We start from the raw sequence: 21,121 nt of genomic DNA, 5'->3' as shown, positions 1-21,121 counted from the left end.
GGAGGTGGTTCGGGATGGCGTATCGGCCGGAGTTGATCGGTGGGCACCTCGGGCTGGATCTCGTGAACACCGTTGCCTGGCGTCTGGATGCCGGGCGGACCGTTGATCGCTTCGCGGAGTTGGCGAATGTGGAGCGCTGGTTGCTCGCTGCCGGTGTGAGCTCGGGCGAGCCGGTGACGGCGCGGTTGCGTGACGATCTGGTGACCGCGCGGGAGGTTGCGTACGACGTACTCGCGCGCCTTGCGGTCGGAGGACAAGCCACCCGCGCGGCGATCGACGCGTTGCACGGGCTCATCGCCGGCGTTGTCGGGTCAGCCTCGGTCGAGGTGGATCCGTTCGGATGGCGAGCCGATGATGTGGCAGGCGCCGTACGGCTGGCGGTGTGGCGGTTGTTCGAGGATGAGGACCTCGGTCGGCTGCGTCAGTGCGGAGATGAGGGCTGCGGCTGGCTCTTCCTGGACCGGAGCAAGAACGGTTCGCGCCGGTGGTGCAGCTCGGGCGACTGCGGCAATCGGGCGCGCGCTCGAAGGCACTACGAGCGGGCCAGGGGAGGGACGACAGCATGAGGTCGCCCGATCGCGAGTCGTTCGTCGGCGGGCTCCGCCTCGGCGTCGGACCGGCGCTCGCGACCGGAGTGCTGGCTCTCAATTTCGGGGCCGAAGCGCGTGCGCGGGGTTGGGGGAGCGTGGAGACGGTGGCGTTCTCCGCCTTCGCGTTCAGCGGATCGGCGCAGTTCACGTTGCTGAGTTCGTTGTCCGGGGCAACCGTGCTGGCCGCGATCGTCGCGGCGATGGTGATCAACGTGCGGTACATGGTGATGAGCGTCGCGATTGCGCCGAGCTTGCGCGGTGGGCGGTTCGCCCGCGTGCTGCAGGCACAGGCGATCGTCGACGCGTCGTTCGTGGCCGCGCACGAGGAGGACAACCGGTACGACGTCTGGCGGTTGATCGGAGTCAGCGTCCCGCAATGGATCTGCTGGACCGCGGGCACGGCCGCCGGCGTACTGGCCGCGCCCTCCCCGGAGCTGATGCACAGGCTAGGTCTCGACGTGGCGTTCCCGGCGTTCTTCATCATCTTGCTGATCGACGAAGTACGCCGTTCTCGGCGCGCGGTCCTGGCCTGTGTGCTCGGCGCGATGATCTCCGCCGGATTGTTGTTCGTCACCGGCCCCAGCTACGCCTTGCTCGGCGCGGCTGCGGCCACCCTGATCGGATTGCGACGAAGGAGGCCCGATGAAGCTGTGGCTGTCGATCCTGGCCGTCAGCGCCGCTAACTGGCTGATGAAGGCGGCAGGCCCGCTGATCTTCGGGAAGCGGGACCTCCCGCCGGCCCTGGTCGATATCACCCGACTGACCGCACCCGCGCTGCTCGCCGGGCTGATCGTCACCGACCTCGGCCGCGACATCGACTGGACCGAGCTGATCGGAGTAGCCGTTGCCGGCACCCTCAATCTGTTGAGGGTGCCGATGCTCCTGTCCGTCACCGCCGGCGTCGCCACCACAGCCCTCATCCGCCTCACCTCGGCGTAGCGCCGGCTCCGGTTGACAGGTCGGCGAACCAGTCCAGTTGGGCGTCTAGTTGGTAGGCGCCGCCGCCCTCGTGTTCGTTGTGGCTGTAGATGTTGATGTTCTTGGCGACCGCGGCATAAGCGTTGTAGGCAGCGAAGACGGTTGAGGGTGGGCAGTTCGGGTCCATCAGGGCGACCGAGAACAGTGCTGGTGCCGTGGCCAGCGTGGCCAGGTTGACGCCGTCGAAGTAGCTCAGAGTCCGGTAGGCGGTTTCGACGTGGTCCCGGAAACCCCTCAGGTACTCGGTGATCTCGGCGTACGGCGGCTCGTCGGTGATCTGCACACCCCGCTGGAAGTGGCACAGGAACGGTACGTCGGGTGCGCAGCCGACCAGCTCGATCCCGGCCAGCCCGGCCAGGCCGGCCGCCGCGATGGCGATGCCGCCACCTTGGCTGACGCCCGTGACGATGATCTTGTCCGGATCCACGAGCGGAGACGTCCGGACCGCGTCCAGCGCGCGTACGGCGTCGACGAAGACCCGGCGGTAGTAGTAGGTCTCGGGGTCGGTGATGCCCGCGGTCATGAACCCCGGGCTGTGGTTGCGACCGGCGAACGCACTGTTGTCCGGGGTCGCGTCGGGGCCGCCGCTGTCGTAGCCCTGACCCCGGTTGTCCATCTGGAACAGGGCGTAGCCGGCTTGAGCCCACAGCGTGTTGCTGTGCGGGAAAGCGCGGCCGCCGGAGTACCCGAAGTACTGGACCACGGTCGGCAACGGGCCGGTCGTGCCGGCCGGGACGTGCAGCCAGCCCTTGATCGGCGTACCGCCGAAGCCGGCGAACGTGACGTCGTACGTGTCGATCACGGCGAGCTTGTTGTCGACCGCCGTGAACGTTGCGGACAGGTCGTGCGTGCGTGCATCCTCGATCGAGCGGCGCCAGAAGTCGACGAAGTCGTCGGGCTTGGCGACCTCGGGCCGGTACTCGCGGAGTTCGTCGAGGGGAAGGTCGAACATAGCCATGGGCAACCAATCTGAACCGGACGCATGAGCCTGCTCGTAGCCTACTGCGACCTCGCCGGCGGACACGTCGAAATCCGTCTGCTCAAAGGAGAATTGCCCTTACCCACAAGGGTTTCTCCTCACTGCGCCGGCAGCCAGACTCGCATGGTGGAAGGCCCGCGTTCGGCCCAGTCGTGGTAGGGGATGAGCGGTACTTCGACTGCGCTGGCGAGACTCGGTTCGGGATCGAGGTCGGCGTACGGCCAGGGGTGCTCATCGTCGTTCTGCACGATCAGGAGGCGTACGACGGGAGCACCGTCCTTCGCGATGATCGGGGTCGAGGTGTCCAGCCGGATGGCTGCGACGTCGTCAACGGCGCCGCCGCTGGCTGTGGCGAGGTCGACAGATTCCAGGCAGAAGACTTCCGGACCGCGTTCGACGGCGACGCACCCGCGGACGGAGTCGATGCGGCCGTCGGGGTGGACCACTCGCGGTTCCATCGGCAGGTCGAGCTCGACGCTGTCGCCGGCGCGGAAGGTCCGGCGTACGGCGGCCCAGCCCGGCTGTACGACCTCCGACGTCACGAGCTCACCAGCTGAGTGAACCCGCACTTCGGCGCCGTCGGCCCACGGCGGGATGCGCAGCGACAAGGTGACCGGATCGTCGATGGCGACAGGTGTCGTGATGCGAACGCTGCCGGAGCGCGGGTAGTCGGTGTCGATCTCGAGACAGACGACTTGTCCGCTTGTCAGACGAGTGCGAATACTGCTGGCGGCGTACTGATGGATCTGAATGCCTTCGCTGTCGGCGGTTGCGATGAACGCGTCGAGGCTGGCCAGGGTTCGCGCGACGTTCGGGGGACAGCAGGAGACCTCGAACCAGGGCGCTCGCAGCGAGGACTCGGCGCGGGGCGAGACCACGTCATCGGCGGCCGGCGTACCGGGAGTGCGCTGGTGCAGCGTATTGGCGTAGTAGAACGCCGTGCCCGAGGTCGATGGCGAGGTGGCGACCACGTTGAAGAGTGTCCGTTCGACGAGGTCGCTGTAGCCCGCGTCCCCGAGGGCCAGCGCCAGTCGCCAGCTCAACATCACCGACGCGACGCTGGCGCATGTCTCCGAGTAGGCGCGATCCGGTGGGAGTACCCAGTCCTCGCCGAACGCCTCGTCCTGGTGATGCGATCCCTGCCCGCCGGTGATGTAGGTGCGTCGGGCAACGGTGTTCCGCCACTGCGTCGCCAGCGCCGAGAGCAGCTCCGCGTCGCCGGTATCGACGGCGACGTCGACCGCTCCAGCAGCGAGATAGTTCGCCCGTACGGCGTGGCCGCGCGCCACTGTCGCCGTACGAATCGGCATGTCGTCCTGGAAGTACTGCTGACCCCACTCGATCTGCCGCAGCGTTCCCTGGCCGCGTCGCTCGATGAAGAGCCTGGCCTGCTCCAGGTACCGAGGCTCGCCGGTGACTCGCGCCAGCTCTGCCAGCCCGGTCTCGATCACGGCGTGCCCGCACACGCTCTGGATCCCCTCGGATCCGAAGGCGTCGCAGACGAGGTCCGCGGCCCGTGTGGCGATGGTGAGCAGGCCGTCATCGCTACCCGGACGGGTTCGCGCCCGCGCGACCGCGGCCTGGAAAAGGTGCCCCAGGCAATAGAGTTCGTGCCCCCACTCGAGGTCGGACCAGCGGGCCGGCTGGCCGGGACGTCCGGTGTAGGTGTTGAGGTAGCCGTCCGGCTCCTGCGCTGCCGCGGCCCTCGTCACGATCGATCGGAAAACCTCTTCCAGCTCCTGGTCGTCCGTACGCCCGATCTCCCAGGACAGAGCCTCGAGGAACTTGTACACCTCGGAGTCGGAGAATTCACGTCCGCGCCGGCCCGCCGGCAACGTGCCCCGGGCGGCGAGATCGAAGTTCGGCAGCCAGCCCTCGCGCTCCAGCCAGTGCTTGATGTGGGGCAAGGTGCCGGCCGCGTTGACGCGCTGCCGCTCGGCCCAGAAGCCGCCGGTGATATGTACCTCGTCCGATCCGAGCGGGCGAAACCGGCCGGAGCTCGGCGCGACCGGTACGAATCCTTGGCTCTCAGTCAGTGTCATCCCGTGTGTCATCCCTTGAATGCGCCCGACATGAATCCGCGGACGTAGTGGCGTTGAAGGAGAAGGAAAAGCACGAGGCACGGCAGCGCCAGTACCACGACGCCCGCCTCGGTGGCCCCGTAGTCGACGACCCCTTGGACCTGGACCCGCAGGTTGGACACGGCCAGCGGCAGGGTGAGCTTGTTCGAGTCGTTGATCAGGATCAGCGGCGCCATGAAGTCGTTCCACGCGGCGAGGAACGCGAACAGCCCGACGGTGATCAGCCCTGGTTTGACGGCGGGCAGGAGGACCCGCCACAGCGCCGTCCAGGTCGAACAGCCGTCCACCATCGCGGCCTCGTCGAACTCCCGCGGGATCGCTTCGAACGAGATCCGCATCATGAAGGTTGCGAAGGGCAACTGGAACATCGTGAGGACCAGCGCGACCCCGAACAGCGAGTTCTGCAGGCCGAGTTGGTTGAGCAGCACGTAGAGCGGGATCAGCAGCGTCGCGTACGGGACCATCAAGATCGCGAGCGTGGTCAGGAACAGCAGGTTCTTGCCCGGGAACGAGAACCTGGCGAACGCGTAGCCGCCGAGCAGCGAGATCAGCAGCGTGAGCACGACGGTCGTCAGCGAGACGAACGTCGAGTTCGCCAGGTACCGCCAGATCCCCGCCTGGTACGACGACAGCGTGGCGTAGTTGCCGAAGCCCCACCCGGAGCTTTGGCTCGTGCCGGCGTGCGGGGACACCGACGAGACGGCCGTCCACACCAGCGGGAACAGGAAGATGATCGCCAACCCGCCGGTGAAGATCCAGTACGGCGTTCGCAGTACGAACCTCATGCTCACCTCTCGTCGGTTCGGAAGGCGCGGAGTTGCAGGATGTTGATCAGCACCAGTGCGACCAGGACGATCACCGAGAGCGCGGCGGCGACGCCGAGGTCGTTCTGTCCTTGGAAGGCCACGATGTAGATCAGTTGCACCACAGTGATCGTGCTGTTGTCCGGCCCGCCCTTGGTGAGGATGTAGAACTGCTCGAAGGCCAGCAGCGATCCGGTGACGCACAGGATCGTGGTCAGCGCGAGCGTCGGACGGAGCAGCGGGAGAGTGATCCGGCGGAACGTCTGCCACCGGGACGCGCCGTCGACCCGCGCGGCTTCGTACACGTCACCCGGAATGCCCTGCAGGCCGACGAGCATCAGCAACATGTAGAAGCCGGCGAATCGCCAGACGATCAGGAACGTGGTCGAGTAGAGCGCGGCGTTCGGCGTACCGAGGAAGGACACACCGAGGCCGCGCAACGGGCCGGCCAGCGGCGAGTACAGCACGTAGAACAGCAAGGACGCGGAGGCCAGCCCCAGCGCGCTCGGGACCAGGAAGGATGCCCGGAGCAAGTTCTTCCAGCGACTGGATTCCTGCACGAGGAGTGCCAGTCCGAGGCCGAGCCCGATCAGCAGCACGGTGGCCAGCACGGTGTACTTGAGAGTGAAGACGATCGAGTCGGCGAAGAACCGGTTGTGGATGACCTTCGTGTAGTTGTCCGGAGCGTTGAATCCCTGGTTTCCGCTGAGCAGCGGCCACCGGGACACCGACATCCGGACGACCAGGATCAGCGGGATCAGGAACAGCACCACGACGAAGATCGTGGTCGGGGCGGCGTAGAGCCAGCCCTTGACGGCGCGCCGGCGACTCGACGAAGACACCGTCCTCGTCAGCCGCCGGGCGCGGCCCGTGGTTACGAACAAAGTCATCGGCAGCGAACCTCACTGCGACGACAGGACGCTGGTGATCTGCTGATTGTCGGGTTCCAACTTGCCGGCATCGCCGAAGACCTGGTTGCGGACCAAGGTGAGCCACGGGCTGTTGGCCGCGTTGTAGGCCTGCTGGAAGTTCAGCGCGACCGGAGTCTGGCCCTTGCCCGCAACCTGGTTGATCGTGACGAGTCGCGGATCCTTCGCGGCGTACTTGTTGTTGGCCAGATCCGTCCGCGAGACGACGTCGTTGTCCTTGGCAAGGACCTCGACCTGGGCGTCCTCGCTCATCATCCAGTTCAGGAAGTTCCAGGCCTGTGCGGCCTTCTTGGAATCCTTCGAGACGCCGATACCGTCACCGCCGACGAAGGTCGAGGAACCGCCGCCAGGTCCGGGGATGCCGGCGACACCGGCGTCGAACTTGGTGGTCGACGACAGCAGCGTCGCCGGGTAGAACATCAGCCCGACCTTGCCCTCGGTGAACCCTGCGGTCCAGGTCGCACCGGTCTCGTCCTTCGACGACGGCAGTACGGCTCCGGAAGACCAGAGATCGCGCCAGGTCTGGAAGATCTTCTTGCTGGTGTCGTTGGTGAAGTTGGCCTGGTTCCCCTCGGCGTTCATGACCTGGTCACCGGCCGCCCAGACGCTCGGGAACCACGTGAACACCAGGCAGCCGCCGCAGTTGAGGCCGGTAGCCGTGCCGTAGGTGTCCTTCTTGCCGAGGGCCTGGATCTTCTTGGCGTCGGCGGCGTACTCCTCGAGAGTGGCCGGCGCCTTCTCCGGGTCGAGCCCGGCCGCTTTGAAGAGATCCTTGTTCCAGAACAGCATCGACAGGTCGAGCACGAACGGAAGCACGTACTTCTTGCCGTCCATCGTCCCGGCCTTCATGTGGCCCTGGTTGATCTGGTCCTTGAAGCTCAACTGGTCGACGTTCGAACTGATGTCGCGGAAGAGTCCCTGCTTGACCCAGTTGGGCACGTAGACGATGTCGGCGGCGAACAGGTCCGGCAGGCCGCTCGAGCCGGCCGCGGCGCCCACCTTGGCGACGTAGTCGTCGTTCGGCACCACCGTGAGGGCGACCTGGTTCTTGTGGCTCTTGTTGTACGCCGCCACCAGGAGTTTCGCCTGCTTCTCGAGGGGGGCTCGGGTCCACAGAGTCAGGTTGGTTCCGTCGTCGGTGCCTTCGGCCCCGACGCTCACCGCTGACTCCGGGCTACTCCCGCCGCCACCGCACGCGGCCAGCGCCAGCACCGCCGTACTCACACCGATCGTCAACAGGGCCCGCAGCCGGCTGCCGCGCTGGAACGCGATCATTTCCCACTCCTCTGCTTGTTCACTGAAAACGCTTTCTCTCACCCTGGCGCAAAGAAAGCGCCATTCCCCGAAACAGACCGAAAAGGTTTTCTGTTGACGGTAAGGTAAGGGTGGGTCGAGTGGGGGTCAAGATCTCGGGACCGATCGGAGAAGAGGACGCATGGCGGGCACTGGCCGGAACGGCGACACGAAGGTGGTCACCCTCAGCGATGTCGCCCGGCTGGCGGGCGTCTCTGTCGCGACGGCCTCGAAGGCGCTCAACGGTCGTAGCCAGGTGGCGGCCCGGACCCGGGCCCGGGTGGAGGCTGCCGCGGAGCAACTCTCTTTCGTCCCGAACCGGATGGCGCAGGGCCTGCTCGCCGGTCGAACCGGCACGGTCGGCCTGCTGACCAGCGACCTGCAGGGACGCTTCGTGATCCCGATCCTGATGGGCGCCGAGGATGCCTTCGGGGCCGGCCGGGTCAGCGTCTTCCTGTGCGATGCCCGTGAGGACACGATCCGCGAGCAGCACCATCTGCAGGCTCTGCTCAGTCGCCGCGTCGACGGCCTGATCGTCGTCGGCAGCCGGACGGATCCGCGATCCACGCTCGGGCACGACATTCCGGTCCCAGTTGTCTACGTCTATGCGCCGTCCGACGATGCAGGCGACCTGTCCCTCGTCCCCGACAACGTCGCTGCCGGACGGATCGCCGTCGAGCATCTGGTCGCCTGCGGCCGGCGCAAGATCGCCCACGTGTCAGGAGATCCCGGGTACGCCGCCGCGCTCGACCGTGGGGTGGGCGTGGGGGAGGGCCTCGACGCCGCCGGTCTGAAGCTGGTCGGCGACAGCATGTACGCCGACTGGTCCGAGCGATGGGGACGGGACGCGAGCGCGGTCCTGCTGGACCGTCACCCCGACATCGATGCGATCGTCTGCGGATCCGACCAGATCGCCCGCGGCGCGCTGGACGCCGTACGGGACCGGGGCCGCGTCGTACCGGATGACGTGGCGGTGATCGGCTTCGACAACTGGGAGCCGATGGTCGAGGGCTCCCGCCCGGAGCTGACAAGCATCGACCCGAATCTGGAGCTGCTCGGCCGTGCGGCTGCCCAACGCGTCTTCGCGGCATTGGACGGAGACGAGCTCGGAGACGGCGTACATCTTCAGGCGCCACGGCTGGTGATCCGCGGCTCAACCGTGCCTCGAAGCTGAGCTGGATCCTTACTATCTGTCCATGGCGAGAGCGAGCGACGGCGTCGGACGGGCTCCGAGCATGACCGATGTGGCGGCCGCGGCCGGCGTCTCGCATCAGACCGTTTCTCGCGTGCTGAACGGATCGGAGCTGGTTCGCGCCGACACCCGCGCCCGCGTGGAGGCGGCGATCGCAGAGCTGGGCTACCGGCGCAACAACGCGGCTCGGCTGCTGGTGACGAACAGGTCGCGCCGCATCGGGATGATCGCGGCGCACCTTGTTCTGCACGGGCCGGGCATGATCGCCGTGTCGGTTCAGGATGCCGGCCACAAGGCGGGGTACGACGTCTCGCTGGTCGCGGTCGAGGACTTCTCGTCGCAGTCGCTCCGGGAGGCTGTCGGTCGCCTGCTCGACGAGGCGGTCGAGGCGATCGTCGTGGCCGTTGCGCATCGGGAGGCGCTCGAGCAGGTCAGATCGCTCGACGCGGCCGTCCCCATCGTCGTCGTGCAAGGCGTGAGCGCGGGACAGCCGATGGCGGTAGGGATCGACCAAGAGGCAGGTGCTCGCCTGGCGGTGGAGCATCTGCTCGACCTCGGTCACCGTCACGTCGCCCATGTGACCGGACCGCTGGAGTGGGTCGAGGCCGGTCAGCGTCGTACGGGCTGGCAGCGTGCACATGAGCAGCGTCATGTCCTGCCCGGGCCGGAGTTCGCCGGCGACTGGTCGCCGAAGAGCGGGTACGAAGCAGGTCTGCGGATCGCTGACGAACCGGACGTGACGGCCGTCTTCGCGGCCAACGACAGCATGGCCATCGGGCTGATGTCCGCCCTGCATGCGAAGGGTCGCGACGTGCCTGGCCAGATCAGCGTCGTCGGGTTCGACAACATGCCCGAGGCGCCGTACCTCTGGCCGGCTCTCACGACCGTCGACCAGGAATTCTCGCTGCTCGGCCGCCGCGCGGTCGAGCTGACCCTGCGGGCGCTGGAGGGGGATCTCGATCCGTCGACCCAGCTGATCAGTCCGGCTCTGGTCATCCGCGACTCGACGGCCGCACCGCGGCTCGGTTAGCGCTCTGCCAGCCTTGACAGCGCAGAATGTTAACGCTCACAATTTCATCTCATGAGCCCTGCCGAACAGTTCGTTGTCGGAGTGGACTTCGGGACGCTGTCCGGTCGTGCCGTTGTCGTCCGAGTCTCCGACGGGGCCGAGCTCGGTGCCGGCGTGCACGAGTACGCGCACGCCGTGATCGACGACCAGCTGCCCGCGACCGGCAAGAGGCTGCCGCCGGAGTGGGCGCTGCAGGTTCCCGACGACTACCGCGAGGTGCTGCGGACCGCCGTACCCGAGGCCGTCGCCGCCGCCGGGATCGACCCGGCGCAAGTGATCGGCATCGCCACCGACTTCACCGCCTGCACGATGGTGCCGTGCCTGGCCGACGGCACGCCGCTCAACGAGGTCGACGGACTCGCCGACCGGCCGCACTCCTACATCAAGCTCTGGAAGCACCACGCCGCCCAGCCGCAGGCCGATCGCATCAACGAGCTCGCGCGTGAGCGGGGCGAGAGCTGGCTGCCGCGGTACGGCGGGCTGATCTCGTCGGAGTGGGAGTTCGCGAAGGCCTTGCAGCTGTTCGAGGAGGACCGCGAGCTCTACGACCGGATGGAGCGCTGGGTCGAGGCGGCCGACTGGATCGTGTGGCAGTTGTGCGGCCGCTACGTCCGCAACGCGTGCACCGCCGGTTACAAGGGCATTCTGCAGGACGGCCACTACCCGTCGGCGGACTTCCTCGAAGGTCTCGCGCCGGGCTTCGGGACATTCGTTGCCGACAAGCTGGAGCACCCGATCGGTCAGCTCGGCTCCGCGGCCGGCACATTGACAGCCGAGGCGTCGGAGTGGACGGGTCTGCCGGCAGGTATCGCGGTAGCCGTCGGGAACGTCGACGCGCATGTGACAGCGCCGGCAGCTCAGGCCGTCGAGGCTGGGCAGATGGTCGCCATCATGGGTACGTCGACCTGTCACGTCATGAGCGCTGACGCGCTGCGCGAAGTTCCCGGCATGTGCGGTGTCGTCGACGGCGGCATCATCGCGGGAAGCTGGGGCTACGAGGCCGGCCAGAGCGGGGTCGGCGACATCTTCGGCTGGTTCGTCGACAACGCCGTACCGCCGTCGCATCACGAGGCTGCGGCCGCGGCCGGGGAGTCGCTGCACGAACACCTCACCAGGCTCGCCGCCGGGCAGGCCGTGGGCGAGCACGGGCTCGTCGCGCTGGACTGGCACAGCGGCAACCGGTCGGTGCTCGTCGATCACGAGCTCTCGGGCCTGATCGTCGGCGAGACGTTGGCGACGCGGCCCGAGGACTGTTACCGAGCGTTGCTCGAGGCAACGGCATTCGGCACGCGGGTGATCACCGAGACCTTCGGCGACAGCGGCGTACCGGTGAAGGAGCTGATCATCGCCGGCGGGCTGGCGAAGAACGCGCTGCTGATGCAGATCTACGCCGACGTCACTCGGCTTCCGCTCTCGATCATCGACTCCGAGCAGGGTCCGGCGCTCGGGTCGGCGATCCACGCTGCCGTCGCGGCCGGCGCCTATCCCGACGTACCGGCCGCCGCCAAGAACATGGGCAAGGTCAGACGCGGCGTCCACCTCCCCGACGAGGAGCGGGCCAAGGCCTACGACCAGCTGTTCGATCTGTACCTCGAGCTGCACGACTACTTCGGGCGGGACAGCAAGCTGATGCGCAAGCTCAAGTCGATCCGGCGCAGTGCCCTGGAGACCCGATGAGCGTGATCGGGGAAGTCGCCGGCACCCTGACCCGGCTGCGGTCCGAGGTGGCTCAGCTGCATGCGCATCTTCCGGCGTACGGGCTGGTGGTCTGGACGGCGGGCAACGTCTCCGCCCGGGTGCCCGGCCACGATCTGATGGTCATCAAACCGAGCGGGGTCGCGTACGACGAGCTGACGCCGGCCAACATGGTCGTCTGCGATCTCGACGGCCGTGTTGTCGACGGTGAGCACGCGCCGTCCTCGGACACCGAGGCGCAGGCCTACGTCTACCGGGAGCTGCCGCACGTCGGCGGTGTGGTTCACACCCATTCGCCGTACGCCGTTGCCTGGGCCGCGCGCGGGGAGGCGATTCCGTGTGTCACGACGATGTGCGCCGACGAGTTCGGCGGGCCGATCCCGGTCGGACCGTTCGCGATCATCGGCGACGACTCGATCGGCCGCGGCATTGTCGAGACGCTGCGCGACTCGCGCTCGCCCGCGGTGCTGATGCAGAACCACGGGGTGTTCACGATCGGGCCGAACGCCAAGGCCGCGGTCAAGGCGGCGGTGATGTGCGAGGACGTCGCCCGCACGGTGCACCTCGCCCGCCAGCTCGGTGAGCCGATCCCGATCGAGCAGACCTACATCGACCGCCTCTTCGATCGCTACCAGAACGTCTACGGACAACGATGATCGCCGGAAGGACCACATGTCTGTGAACAGCACGCTGCGCGAGGTCTGGTTCCTCACCGGCAGCCAGGGCCTGTACGGCCCGGGCACTCTCGAGCAGGTCGCCGACCAGTCCCAGGCCGTCGCCAAGCGGCTCGCCGGCGCCAACCTGCCGGTGGAGATCGTCTGGAAGCCCGTGCTGCTCGACGCCGGCGCGATCCACCGGCAGATGCTCGAGGCGAACAGTGCGCCGCAGTGTGTCGGCGTGATCGCCTGGATGCACACGTTCTCGCCCGCGAAGATGTGGATCGCCGGACTCGACGCGCTCCGCAAGCCGTTGCTGCACCTGCACACGCAGGCCAACGTCGCGTTGCCGTGGGCAACGATCGACATGGACTTCATGAACCTCAACCAGGCCGCCCACGGCGACCGGGAATTCGGCTACATCCAGTCCCGGCTGCACGTACCGCGCAAGACCGTTGCCGGCCACGTCGAGTCGCGGGACGTCCAGGAGCGGGTCGGGCACTGGGCCCGTGCCGCGCTCGGCGTCGCGGAGCTGCGGTCCCTCAAGCTCGCCCGGTTCGGTGACAACATGCGCGACGTCGCCGTCACCGAGGGGGACAAGGTCGAGGCGCAGCTGAGGTTCGGCGTATCGGTCAACACCTACAGCGTCAACGAGCTCGTCGCCGCGGTCGACGGTGTGGCCGACGCCGAGGTCGACCCGCTCGTGCAGGAGTACGCCGACACCTACGCGGTCGCGCCCGAGTTGCTGCCCGGCGGCGACCGGCACGAATCCCTGCGGTACGGCGCCCGGATCGAGCTCGGCCTGCGGTCGTTCCTGACCGAGGGCGGGTTCGGTGCGTTCACCTCGAACTTCGAGGATCTGGGCGGGCTCCGTCAGCTGCCCGGCCTGGCTGTGCAGCGGTTGATGGCCGACGGGTACGGATTCGGCGGCGAGGGCGACTGGAAGACGTCGGTGCTGCTCCGGGCGAGCAAGGCGATGGCTGAAGGGCTGCCGGGCGGCACGTCCTTCATGGAGGACTACACGTACCACCTGGTGCCGGGGGAGGAGAAGATCCTCGGCGCGCACATGCTCGAGGTGTGTCCGTCGCTCACGTCGGCGCGGCCGTCGCTGGAGATCCATCCGCTGTCCATCGGCGGTCGCGAGGATCCCGTCCGCTTGCGGTTCACAGCCGATCCCGGAGCGGGTGTCGTGGTCGGGATCGCCGATCTGGGCGACCGGTTCCGGTTGACGGCGAACGTCGTACACGTCGTCGAGCCGGATGAGGCGCTCCCGCAGTTGCCGGTCGCGTGTGCGGTGTGGAAGCCCGAGCCGTCACTGGCCACGTCCGCCGAATCCTGGCTGACGGCGGGCGGACCTCACCACACCGTGCTGACGACGGCTCTCGATCGCGAGGTGTACGAGGACTTCGCCGACCTGCTCTCCGTCGAGCTGGCCGTTATCGACGCGTCGACCACCGTGCGCGAGTTCCAGCGTGAGCTGCACTGGAACGACGTCTACCACCGCCTCACCCGCTGACGTCCTCTTCGAGGAGGGTGTTGCCGGCTTTGTCGAGGTAGGAGATCGTCAGGGCGTGGGTGTCGAAGATCCACGTCTCGATGCCGCTGTCGGCGAGAGCCTTGGACATCTTCACGTAGTCCTTCACCTTGAGGGCTTCGGCGAGCATCGCCCGATCGCTCACCTCGGCAATGGCGAACCTCTGGTGAGCCGGCGGCGTCGACACGACGTACCCGTCTGCGCCGCGATGCTCGGTGTGGCCGTCCGTCACGAACGACACGGATTCCTGTACGCCGATCTCCCTCAAGGCATTGAGGTACGCCGGGAGCGTTGTCGCCTTGCCGTGCGTGTCGTGGATCTCGTTGATCTGGTCGAGCGTGAACATGACGTTCACTATAAGGACGATCAGCCGAAGCTGAAGGTGAACGCGGAGACTCCTGCGGTGTAGGTGAGGGTCATCGTCTTGCGTTCGGCGGTTGACTTGTCGACCAGTTGATAGGCGTTCGGGGTGCCGTCGACCTGGATCACTCGGTCGGGTTCACCGGGGATCGAGACTATGACGGTGCCGTGGCCGGAGAGGACGTGGTACACCTTCGACGCGTTGAAGTTGATCCTTGCCTGGGAGCCGGTGGTCGACGTGACGCTCTGGGTGCCGACAGCCCAGTTGCCGCCTAGGCTGTACGTGTCATTCGGTTGCGCCTGATTGAGGCCGAAGGCAACGGTCTTGCCGGGCGTGAGCTTGCCCGACGTACCGGAGAGGTTTGCCGAGCGCGAGTAGGCCAGATAGGTCTCCGGCGTACGGCCGTCGACACCGACGTCGGCCTTGACGCTGCCGTCCACTGCCTCAGGCAGCTTCGTTTCCGGGTTGGCGGCGGTGAGGAGATCGCGGATCTGCTGTTCGGTCTGCGCGTAGTTGCCTTCGCCGAAGGTGATCGCGCGAACGGTGCCGTCCGCATCGATCAGGTACTTCGCCGGCCAGTACTGGTTCCGGTACGCCGTCCAGGTGGCGAGGTTGTTGTCCTGGACAACCGGATACTCGATGCCTTCCTTGCGGATTGCCGACTGGACGTTCCGTGCGTCCTTCTCGAAAGCGAACTCGGGGGAGTGGACGCCGATGATCTCCAGCCCCGACGACTTGTACGCCTTGTCCCACGCGAGCAGATGCGGCGTCGCGCGCTGGCAGTTGATGCACGAATAGGCCCAGAAGTCGACCAGGACGACCTTGCCCTTCAGATCGGCCAGAGTGGTGGGCGATCCGTTGAACCACTTCTGCGTACCGCGGAATTCCGGCGCCGCCCCACACGAGGCCAGCTCCGCCGCGCCCGGCGTGCACTTGCTGAGCTCGGCCGACGCGTTGCCGATGGCCGGCGCGAGCGCGCCCTGCACTGTCTTGTTCTCGGCGACCTTCTTCTCCAGCCCACTGGTGTACGACGGCAGCTCGCGCTGGATCACATCGGTGATGTTGAACGCCAATGCGCCGGCGAGCAGGATCATCACGACCCCGCCACCGATCCGGAACCCGCGTGCATGACTGCGGTACGCCTTGACCCGCTGGGAGATGCGCGAACCGGCCGAGGCGAAGATCAGCAGCGGCAGCGCGGCGCCGAGCGCGAAGGACACCGTGAGTACGACGGTCCGCCAGCCGATGTTGCCGGTGGCGCCCGCGACCGTGATCGCGGCGAGGACCGGACCGGCGCACGGCACATACAGCGTGCCGAGTCCCAGACCGAGAACGAACGCGCCGTTGTCGTTCCGGTTGATCTTGGGGAGCCGGTAGAACGGCTTCTCGATCAGGTGTCCGAGGGCCGGCACGATGAGGCCGAGTCCGACCAGGGTGAGGATGGTCAGACCGGCCCATCGGAGGAAGTCGTCGGGTAGTCCGAGCGCCGAGAGGATCACGGATCCGACCAGCGTGAAGACGCTGAAGCTCACGATGATGCCGACGATGATCTTCACCGGCCGCAGGTCGCGCCGGGTCGAGTTGTCGCCGGTTCCGGCCCCCGCGAAGAAGATGATCGGGAGCATCGGCAGGACACACGGGGAGACCCCGGTGATCAGACCGCCTATTAGTCCGATGAAGGCCAGCGTGATCATCAGTAACACCCCAAGGCGGAAGCTCGACAGGACACCGGTACTTCGTCCCAGCTCACCCCTCGGATGGGTCCAGACCGTATAAAGGACTGGTGACCGAGTCTGTGATCCAGTTGCTACGTGATCGCCGGAAGCAGGAGAGTACGCCGGGGAATCGCCCGACCGATGCGATGACCGGTCGGCCCGTCGACCTGCATCCGCATATCCACGACCGGGCAAGCCTGCAGGCGGCCCTTCGTGCTTCAGCCGCGATGCCCCTGCTCGCCGGTCCGCCCGTGGAGATCGACGGAACGCCGTACGTTGACGCCGGGGTGAGTGAGGGCACACCTGTGCGTACGGCGCTCGCGCAAGGCGCCTCGCACATCGTTGCCTTCCGCACGCGTCGCCTGGACGAGAAGCAATCGCCGCCGTCGCGCGGCGAACGGATCCTGATGACGCGCTGGTTCAGTCGCCATGCCCCGGGCGCCCTCGAGCCGTGGTTGCATCGCGTCGAGATCCGGGCCGAGGAGGAGCGGTTGCTGACGTCGCATCCGGCAACTATCCAGGTCCGTCCGCCGGTCGGAAGAGTAAGCATCGGACGTACGGAGCGGCGGCCCGATCCACTCAAGGCGGCAGTCGAGACAGGACGTCGTACGGCTCTCGATGCGTTGTCCGGAAGTGTTGAGGTGTCGGTGTGAAGACCGCCGTCGGTGTGACCTATACGGAAACCGGCACCGGACCGGCCGTCGTGTTTGTCCACGGCCTGCTGGTCGATGCGGGCCTCTGGCGCAAGGTCGTGCCGGAGGTCGCCAAGGCCGGCTTCCGCTGCATCGCGCCGAACTGGCCGCTCGGTGCACACCAGTTGCCGATGGCACCTGACTTCGACCTCACGCCGCCGGGTGTCGCGAAGCTCATGGCGGATTTCCTGACGGAGCTCGACCTCACCGACGTCACCATTGTCGCCAACGACACCGGCGGCGCCCTCACCCAGATCCTGATGGCCAACCATCCCGAGCGGATCGGCCTCGTGGTGCTTACGCCGTGCGACGCGTTCGAGGACTTCTTCCCATCGCCGTTCGACAAGCTCCCCAAGCTGGCCCGCCTCCCCGGTGCGATGTGGATCGGTAGCCGCCTGCTCCAGTACAACGCCGTACGTCGACTGCCCAACACCTTCGGCTGGCTGGCCAAGCGCGGTGTCCCGGCCGCGATCCTCGACTCCTACCTGCAGCCGATCCGCGACAGCGCCGAGATTCGCCGAGACGCCACGAGGTTCATCGCGAGCGTCGACAGCAGCTACACCCTCGCGGCTGCCGAGGTGCTGACCGAGTTCGACAAGCCGGTCCTCCTCGTCCGAGCGGCGGACGACCGCATCTTCGCACCGCACCTCTTCGAACGCCTGGCAACAACCTTGCCTGATGCGACGTTGGTCACCGTCCCGGACTCCTACTCCTTCATCCCGGAAGACCAGTCCGAGGAGCTGACCCGGCTGATCCTGGATTTCACCAGGTCCCGCGGTGGTCGGGGACCAGGAAGGTGATGGGGATCATCAGCAGCAGGATGGCGGCGAAGACCACGAAGCTGTGAGCTTGGCTGGCGCCGGCGTCGCTGGCGTGGTTGAGGATCGTGGTGGTGATGGAGACGGCGACGATGCCGCCGGATTGACGGAACATGCCGCGGAGGCCGGCGATCGCGGAGATCTGGTCGGGGGCGAGTTGCAGGCTGGCGTTGTTGGAGGCGGGGATGGACAGACCCATGCCGATGCCGGTGATGCCCGCGGCCATGGCCAGCCAGGCGTACGGCGTGAGGCCGTGCGGGGCGAGCGACATCAGCGTCATCCCGCCCGCGACCAGCACGAACCCGCCGACCATCGGAGCTCGATACCCGGTACGCCGGAGCGCGAACACCGCTAGCCCCGCGACGCAGATCATCCCGACTGCTCTTGCTGTGAGCAGCGTGCCGGCCTGGAGCGGCTGGATGCCGTACCGCGATTCGGCGTACAGCGGGACGAGCGCGCCGAAGCCGAGCATGGCTGCGCCGAAGAGGAAGTTGATCGTGTTCATGGCGCCGAAGCCGCGTCCGCGTAAGAGGCTGACCGGTATGAACGGCGCCGCATGCCGGTTCGCGTGCCGGACGAACAGGAAGCCGAGTGCCAGCGCCATCACCATCGACACGATGAACAGCGGATCGGTGGGCTCCGCACCGGCGCTGCCGAGCGAACTGATCCCGTACATGCCGAACAGCATCGTCAGTGCCAGCAGCGCCGCTCCGGTCCCGTCGATCCGCGAGGCGGCCTTCGGCGGGCTGCTCGGGATGAATTTCAGGCCCAGGACGATCAGCAGCAGGCCGATCGGGATGTTCACCACGAAGATCTCGCGCCAGGACCAGTACGTGACGATGATGCCGCCGATGATCGGGCCGATGATGCCGCCGATCGGGAAGATCGACGTGAACATGCCGATCGCCCGGTCCCGGTCCCGGCCGAACTGCTCGGCGACGATGCCGGTCGCGGTCGGCATGAACGCGCCGCCGCCGATCGCCTGGAACGCGCGGAAGATCACCAGCAAGTAGATGTTGTCCGCGAGACTGCAGCACAGTGAGGCGACCGTGAACAGCGCCGCTGCGCCGAGGAAGATCTTCTTCCGGCCGAACTGGTCGCCGAGCCGCCCGGCCAGCGGCATCACGATGATCTGGCCGAGCGCGTAGACGGTGATCGTCCAGCCGCTCCAGGTCAACTCGGCATTCAGGTCGCTGCGGATTGCATTCAGCGCCGTCGCCACTATGGTCTGATCGATCGATGCCATCAGCAGGGCGATCGCGACGATGCCGAAGACGAGCCGCCGGTGCGCCAGTGGCTCATCCGCGGACGGCTCGGTGATGACTGAGGGTGAACTCGACGGTTCCATCGATGAACAGACTACATTGCTTGCTGGCAGGCAATAAAGGGGTGACATGACTGACACCGAGACGTTGAGCAAGCTTCGCGGCGTGATCTCCAAGCTGGCGCGGGAACTCAACGCCACGGCGACCGACGAGGGCCTGACGCCGACCCAGGCGTCCGTCCTCGGCCTGATCACGTTCCGTGGCCCGCTCGGGCTGACCGAACTGGCTCAGCTCGAGGGGCTCAATCCGACCATGTTGTCGCGGGTTGTGGGCCGGCTGACCGAGCTCGGGCTGATCCAGCGCGACCCGAACCCGGACGACCTGCGCGCCGTCCGCGTCGAAGCCACCGACGCCGGCCGGCAGTTGCACGAACGCGTCAAGCTGCTCCGCACCGAGGCCCTCGGCGCCTGCCTAGACCAGCTCCCGAAGGCCTCGGCGCAGACGATCATCGACGCCCTCCCGGCTCTGGACGATCTCGCCCAGAGCCTCCGTGCGAATCGCTAGCGGACGTCGAGCTGCTTGAGCTGGTCCTCGGTGAGGGCCAGGGCGACACCGTCGAGCGCCGCTTCGAGCTGGTGGAGTTTGCTGCCGCCGAGCATCGGGCGGATGCCTTGGGCAACCAGCCAGGCGAGGACGACCTGGCTGCGGGTTGCGCCGGTCTGCTGGGCGACATCGTCGAGTGCGGCTAGGCGACGGGTGCTGCCGAGGTGGTCGTAGGCCTCGGGGATCTGCTTGTCCGGGTTGTCGTACGCGCCGGACAGGAGCGGCGTATAGGCCCAGACGTCGATCCGGTGCTCGCGCGCGTGGTCCAGCTGTTCCGGGCTGAGCTGGCCGAACGGGTGCGCCGTCGCCTCCGGCAGCGTGCCAGGGCGGACCTGGAGATAGGTGGCGCTGAGCTGGAGTGCGTCGATCGGCAGGAGCCCTTTGGATGCGGCATGTGCCCGAGCGCGTTCGATGCGCCAGGCCGGGTGGTTCGACGCGCCGATGCGTCGTACCCGGCCGGATTGGTTGAGTTCGGCAACGGCGTCGACGGTTTCCTCGATCGGCGTACGGCGGTCCTCCTGGTGGAGCCACAGCAGATCGACCTGATCGATACCGAGTCGCTCGAGGCTGCCGGCGAACGCGTCGTGGATCGCGCGCCGGCTCAGGCCCGCGCGCTGATCCGGCCACGAACCGGCCCACAGCGGTTCCGCGCCGACCTTGGTGGCGATGCGGATCCGGTCGCGTACGCCGGGGCGCGCGGCCAGCCACCGACCGAGCACACGCTCGCTCGCGCCACCGCGCCCGTCTTCACTGGCCCAGAACGCATAGCAGTCGGCAGTGTCGATCCAGACACCGCCACGCTCGACGAACCGATCAAGCAGCGCGAACGACGTGTCCTCGTCGACCGCCGTACCGAACATCATCGCGCCGAGCACCAACGGGGAAGTCAGAGAGTTCATGCCGACGACGATGCAACCTGGAGCGCACACCAGGTCAAGCCAACCCAGAGGGCCGACCCAAGGGAAAGAAAGAGGATTTCGAGTGGTGGCTGGCTCAGGTCGCCGGCCGCAAGTTCGACGGTGCCGCTACTTGTGAGGATCTACAGCTCTGGCGGCGGCTGCGCCCGTTTGCGGCTGGCACGTCTGGTGGTGGATGACGGTTTGGCCGGTGGCGCGGGCCGCGGAGCTGTTCCAGGTGGCGTGGCCGACCGCGAACCGGTGGGTTGTGCGCTACCGCGAGTTCGGTGAGGCCGGTATGTGGGACCGGTCATCTCGTCCACATCACCAGCCGAACCAGACACCGCCACACGTCGTACGCCGGATCGGCAGCCTGCGCCGCTGGCACCGGCTCGGCCCGGTGCAGCTCGCCGACCAGACCGGCGTACCCGCCTCGACCGTGCACGCCGTACTGACCCGATGCCGTCTGAACCGCTTGACCCATCTCGACCGGCACACCGGTGAACCGATCCGCCGCTATGAGCACCCCACCCGGGCGACATGCTGCACGTCGACGTGAAGAAACCGGCAACATCCCCGACGGTGGCGGCTGGCGTTACCTCGGCCGTGCGCAAGGCCTGAAGAACCGGGCCGCCACTCCAACAAGAAAATGGGAACCGCGTTCGTCCACACCGTGCTCGACGACCACTCCCGCGTCGCCTACGCCGAGATCCGCAACGACGAAACCGCCGCCATCGCAGCCGCGGTACTGCGCAACGCGGTCGCCTGGTTCACCGACCGCGGCATCACCATCCAGCGAGTCTTGTCCGACAACGGCTGGGCCTTCAAACAGCTCTACCCCACCGAACAAGCCCGCCGCGACGCCCTCCCCGCCGGGCTCCACCACTACAACCACCACCAACCCAGACCGCCGCCGGCAAACTCCCACCCATCACCCGCCTAACCAACCTCCCTGGGCAGTACATCTAGCTC

At 67.2% G+C, this 21,121-nt stretch carries 20 protein-coding genes and 1 pseudogene; 12 read left to right on the top strand and 9 right to left on the bottom strand.

The genetic code is table 11. The features are described 5' to 3' along the window. Positions 1–14: 14 nt before the first annotated feature. Genes EV645_RS39270 through EV645_RS39260 form a run of 3 tightly spaced genes read left to right on the top strand, consistent with a single transcriptional unit; the run spans position 15 to position 1,529 of the window. Positions 15–566, top strand: a complete 552-nt coding sequence (locus EV645_RS39270) for a CGNR zinc finger domain-containing protein (RefSeq protein ID WP_130449939.1) — start codon at positions 15–17, stop codon at positions 564–566. Further along, positions 563–1,273 carry an AzlC family ABC transporter permease gene (locus EV645_RS39265; protein ID WP_130449937.1) on the top strand — a complete coding sequence of 237 codons (711 nt, stop codon included), beginning with the start codon at positions 563–565 and terminating at the stop codon, positions 1,271–1,273. The genes EV645_RS39270 and EV645_RS39265 overlap by 4 nt, the downstream gene beginning before the upstream one ends. Continuing rightward, positions 1,233–1,529: an AzlD domain-containing protein gene (locus EV645_RS39260; RefSeq protein ID WP_130449935.1), complete on the top strand. Its 297-nt coding sequence runs from the start codon at positions 1,233–1,235 to the stop codon at positions 1,527–1,529. Before EV645_RS39265 ends, EV645_RS39260 begins: the two co-directional genes overlap by 41 nt. Here the strand turns inward: EV645_RS39260 and EV645_RS39255 are convergent. The 5 genes from EV645_RS39255 to EV645_RS39235 form a co-directional block, all read right to left on the bottom strand. Beyond that, positions 1,516–2,526, bottom strand: coding sequence for an acetylxylan esterase (locus EV645_RS39255; protein ID WP_130449933.1), 1,011 nt, complete (start codon positions 2,524–2,526; stop codon positions 1,516–1,518). The genes EV645_RS39260 and EV645_RS39255 overlap by 14 nt on opposite strands. 119 nt (positions 2,527–2,645) lie before the next feature. Further along, a complete protein-coding gene (locus EV645_RS39250) occupies positions 2,646–4,589 on the bottom strand; it encodes a glycoside hydrolase family 127 protein (protein WP_130449931.1) in 1,944 nt (647 codons plus the stop codon). 8 nt (positions 4,590–4,597) lie between these two features. Then, positions 4,598–5,413: a carbohydrate ABC transporter permease gene (locus tag EV645_RS39245; protein ID WP_130449929.1), complete on the bottom strand. Its 816-nt coding sequence runs from the start codon at positions 5,411–5,413 to the stop codon at positions 4,598–4,600. Positions 5,414–5,415: 2 nt separating this feature from the next. Then, positions 5,416–6,321 carry a carbohydrate ABC transporter permease gene (locus EV645_RS39240; RefSeq protein WP_130449927.1) on the bottom strand — a complete coding sequence of 302 codons (906 nt, stop codon included), beginning with the start codon at positions 6,319–6,321 and terminating at the stop codon, positions 5,416–5,418. A gap of 12 nt (positions 6,322–6,333) precedes the next feature. Continuing rightward, complete coding sequence (locus EV645_RS39235) at positions 6,334–7,635, bottom strand: ABC transporter substrate-binding protein (RefSeq protein WP_130449925.1); 1,302 nt, start codon at positions 7,633–7,635, stop codon at positions 6,334–6,336. Positions 7,636–7,795: 160 nt separating this feature from the next. Between EV645_RS39235 and EV645_RS39230 the strand changes: the two genes are divergently transcribed. The 5 genes from EV645_RS39230 to araA are packed head-to-tail and all read left to right on the top strand — an operon-like array spanning position 7,796 to position 13,781. Next, entirely contained in the window at positions 7,796–8,827 is a 1,032-nt protein-coding gene (locus EV645_RS39230; protein WP_130449923.1) for a LacI family DNA-binding transcriptional regulator, read from the top strand. A 22-nt stretch (positions 8,828–8,849) separates the two neighbouring features. Then, entirely contained in the window at positions 8,850–9,875 is a 1,026-nt protein-coding gene (locus EV645_RS39225; protein WP_130449921.1) for a LacI family DNA-binding transcriptional regulator, read from the top strand. 51 nt (positions 9,876–9,926) lie between these two features. Further along, positions 9,927–11,591 carry a ribulokinase gene (gene araB / locus EV645_RS39220; protein ID WP_130449919.1) on the top strand — a complete coding sequence of 555 codons (1,665 nt, stop codon included), beginning with the start codon at positions 9,927–9,929 and terminating at the stop codon, positions 11,589–11,591. Then, positions 11,588–12,265: an L-ribulose-5-phosphate 4-epimerase gene (locus EV645_RS39215; protein WP_130449917.1), complete on the top strand. Its 678-nt coding sequence runs from the start codon at positions 11,588–11,590 to the stop codon at positions 12,263–12,265. Before araB ends, EV645_RS39215 begins: the two co-directional genes overlap by 4 nt. Positions 12,266–12,281: 16 nt before the next feature. After that, positions 12,282–13,781, top strand: coding sequence for an L-arabinose isomerase (gene araA / locus EV645_RS39210; protein WP_130449915.1), 1,500 nt, complete (start codon positions 12,282–12,284; stop codon positions 13,779–13,781). Here araA and EV645_RS39205 read toward each other — a convergent pair. Both EV645_RS39205 and EV645_RS39200 read right to left on the bottom strand, forming a co-directional pair. After that, a complete protein-coding gene (locus EV645_RS39205; protein ID WP_130449913.1) occupies positions 13,771–14,145 on the bottom strand; it encodes a DUF1398 family protein in 375 nt (124 codons plus the stop codon). The two genes, araA and EV645_RS39205, sit on opposite strands and share 11 nt — an antisense overlap. Before the next feature lie 20 nt (positions 14,146–14,165). Continuing rightward, positions 14,166–15,854 carry a cytochrome c biogenesis protein DipZ gene (locus EV645_RS39200; RefSeq protein WP_130449911.1) on the bottom strand — a complete coding sequence of 563 codons (1,689 nt, stop codon included), beginning with the start codon at positions 15,852–15,854 and terminating at the stop codon, positions 14,166–14,168. Positions 15,855–15,943: 89 nt separating this feature from the next. On the opposite strand from EV645_RS39200, the gene EV645_RS39195 reads away from it, so the two are divergent. Together EV645_RS39195 and EV645_RS39190 are read left to right on the top strand one after the other, a co-directional pair. After that, positions 15,944–16,528 carry a patatin-like phospholipase family protein gene (locus EV645_RS39195; protein WP_198682150.1) on the top strand — a complete coding sequence of 195 codons (585 nt, stop codon included), beginning with the start codon at positions 15,944–15,946 and terminating at the stop codon, positions 16,526–16,528. Continuing rightward, positions 16,525–17,367: an alpha/beta fold hydrolase gene (locus EV645_RS39190; RefSeq protein WP_130449907.1), complete on the top strand. Its 843-nt coding sequence runs from the start codon at positions 16,525–16,527 to the stop codon at positions 17,365–17,367. Before EV645_RS39195 ends, EV645_RS39190 begins: the two co-directional genes overlap by 4 nt. On the opposite strand, the gene EV645_RS39185 is transcribed toward EV645_RS39190, so the two are convergent. Beyond that, positions 17,330–18,733 (bottom strand): MFS transporter, encoded by a 1,404-nt coding sequence (locus EV645_RS39185; RefSeq protein ID WP_130449905.1) that lies wholly within the window; start codon positions 18,731–18,733, stop codon positions 17,330–17,332. The two genes, EV645_RS39190 and EV645_RS39185, sit on opposite strands and share 38 nt — an antisense overlap. 46 nt (positions 18,734–18,779) lie before the next feature. On the opposite strand from EV645_RS39185, the gene EV645_RS39180 reads away from it, so the two are divergent. Then, positions 18,780–19,214, top strand: coding sequence for a MarR family winged helix-turn-helix transcriptional regulator (locus EV645_RS39180; RefSeq protein ID WP_130449903.1), 435 nt, complete (start codon positions 18,780–18,782; stop codon positions 19,212–19,214). On the opposite strand, the gene EV645_RS39175 is transcribed toward EV645_RS39180, so the two are convergent. Continuing rightward, entirely contained in the window at positions 19,211–20,152 is a 942-nt protein-coding gene (locus EV645_RS39175; protein ID WP_130449901.1) for an aldo/keto reductase, read from the bottom strand. The two genes, EV645_RS39180 and EV645_RS39175, sit on opposite strands and share 4 nt — an antisense overlap. A gap of 132 nt (positions 20,153–20,284) precedes the next feature. Between EV645_RS39175 and EV645_RS39170 the strand changes: the two are divergent. Then, positions 20,285–21,118: pseudogene (locus EV645_RS39170) on the top strand (helix-turn-helix domain-containing protein). Positions 21,119–21,121: the final 3 nt, after the last annotated feature.

Origin of the sequence: Kribbella rubisoli, from assembly GCF_004217145.1 — a bacterium.
Lineage (GTDB): Bacteria > Actinomycetota > Actinomycetes > Propionibacteriales > Kribbellaceae > Kribbella > Kribbella rubisoli.
The sequence above is the reverse complement of the archived record's forward strand: the minus strand, read 5'-3'. Positions and strand labels throughout refer to the sequence as shown.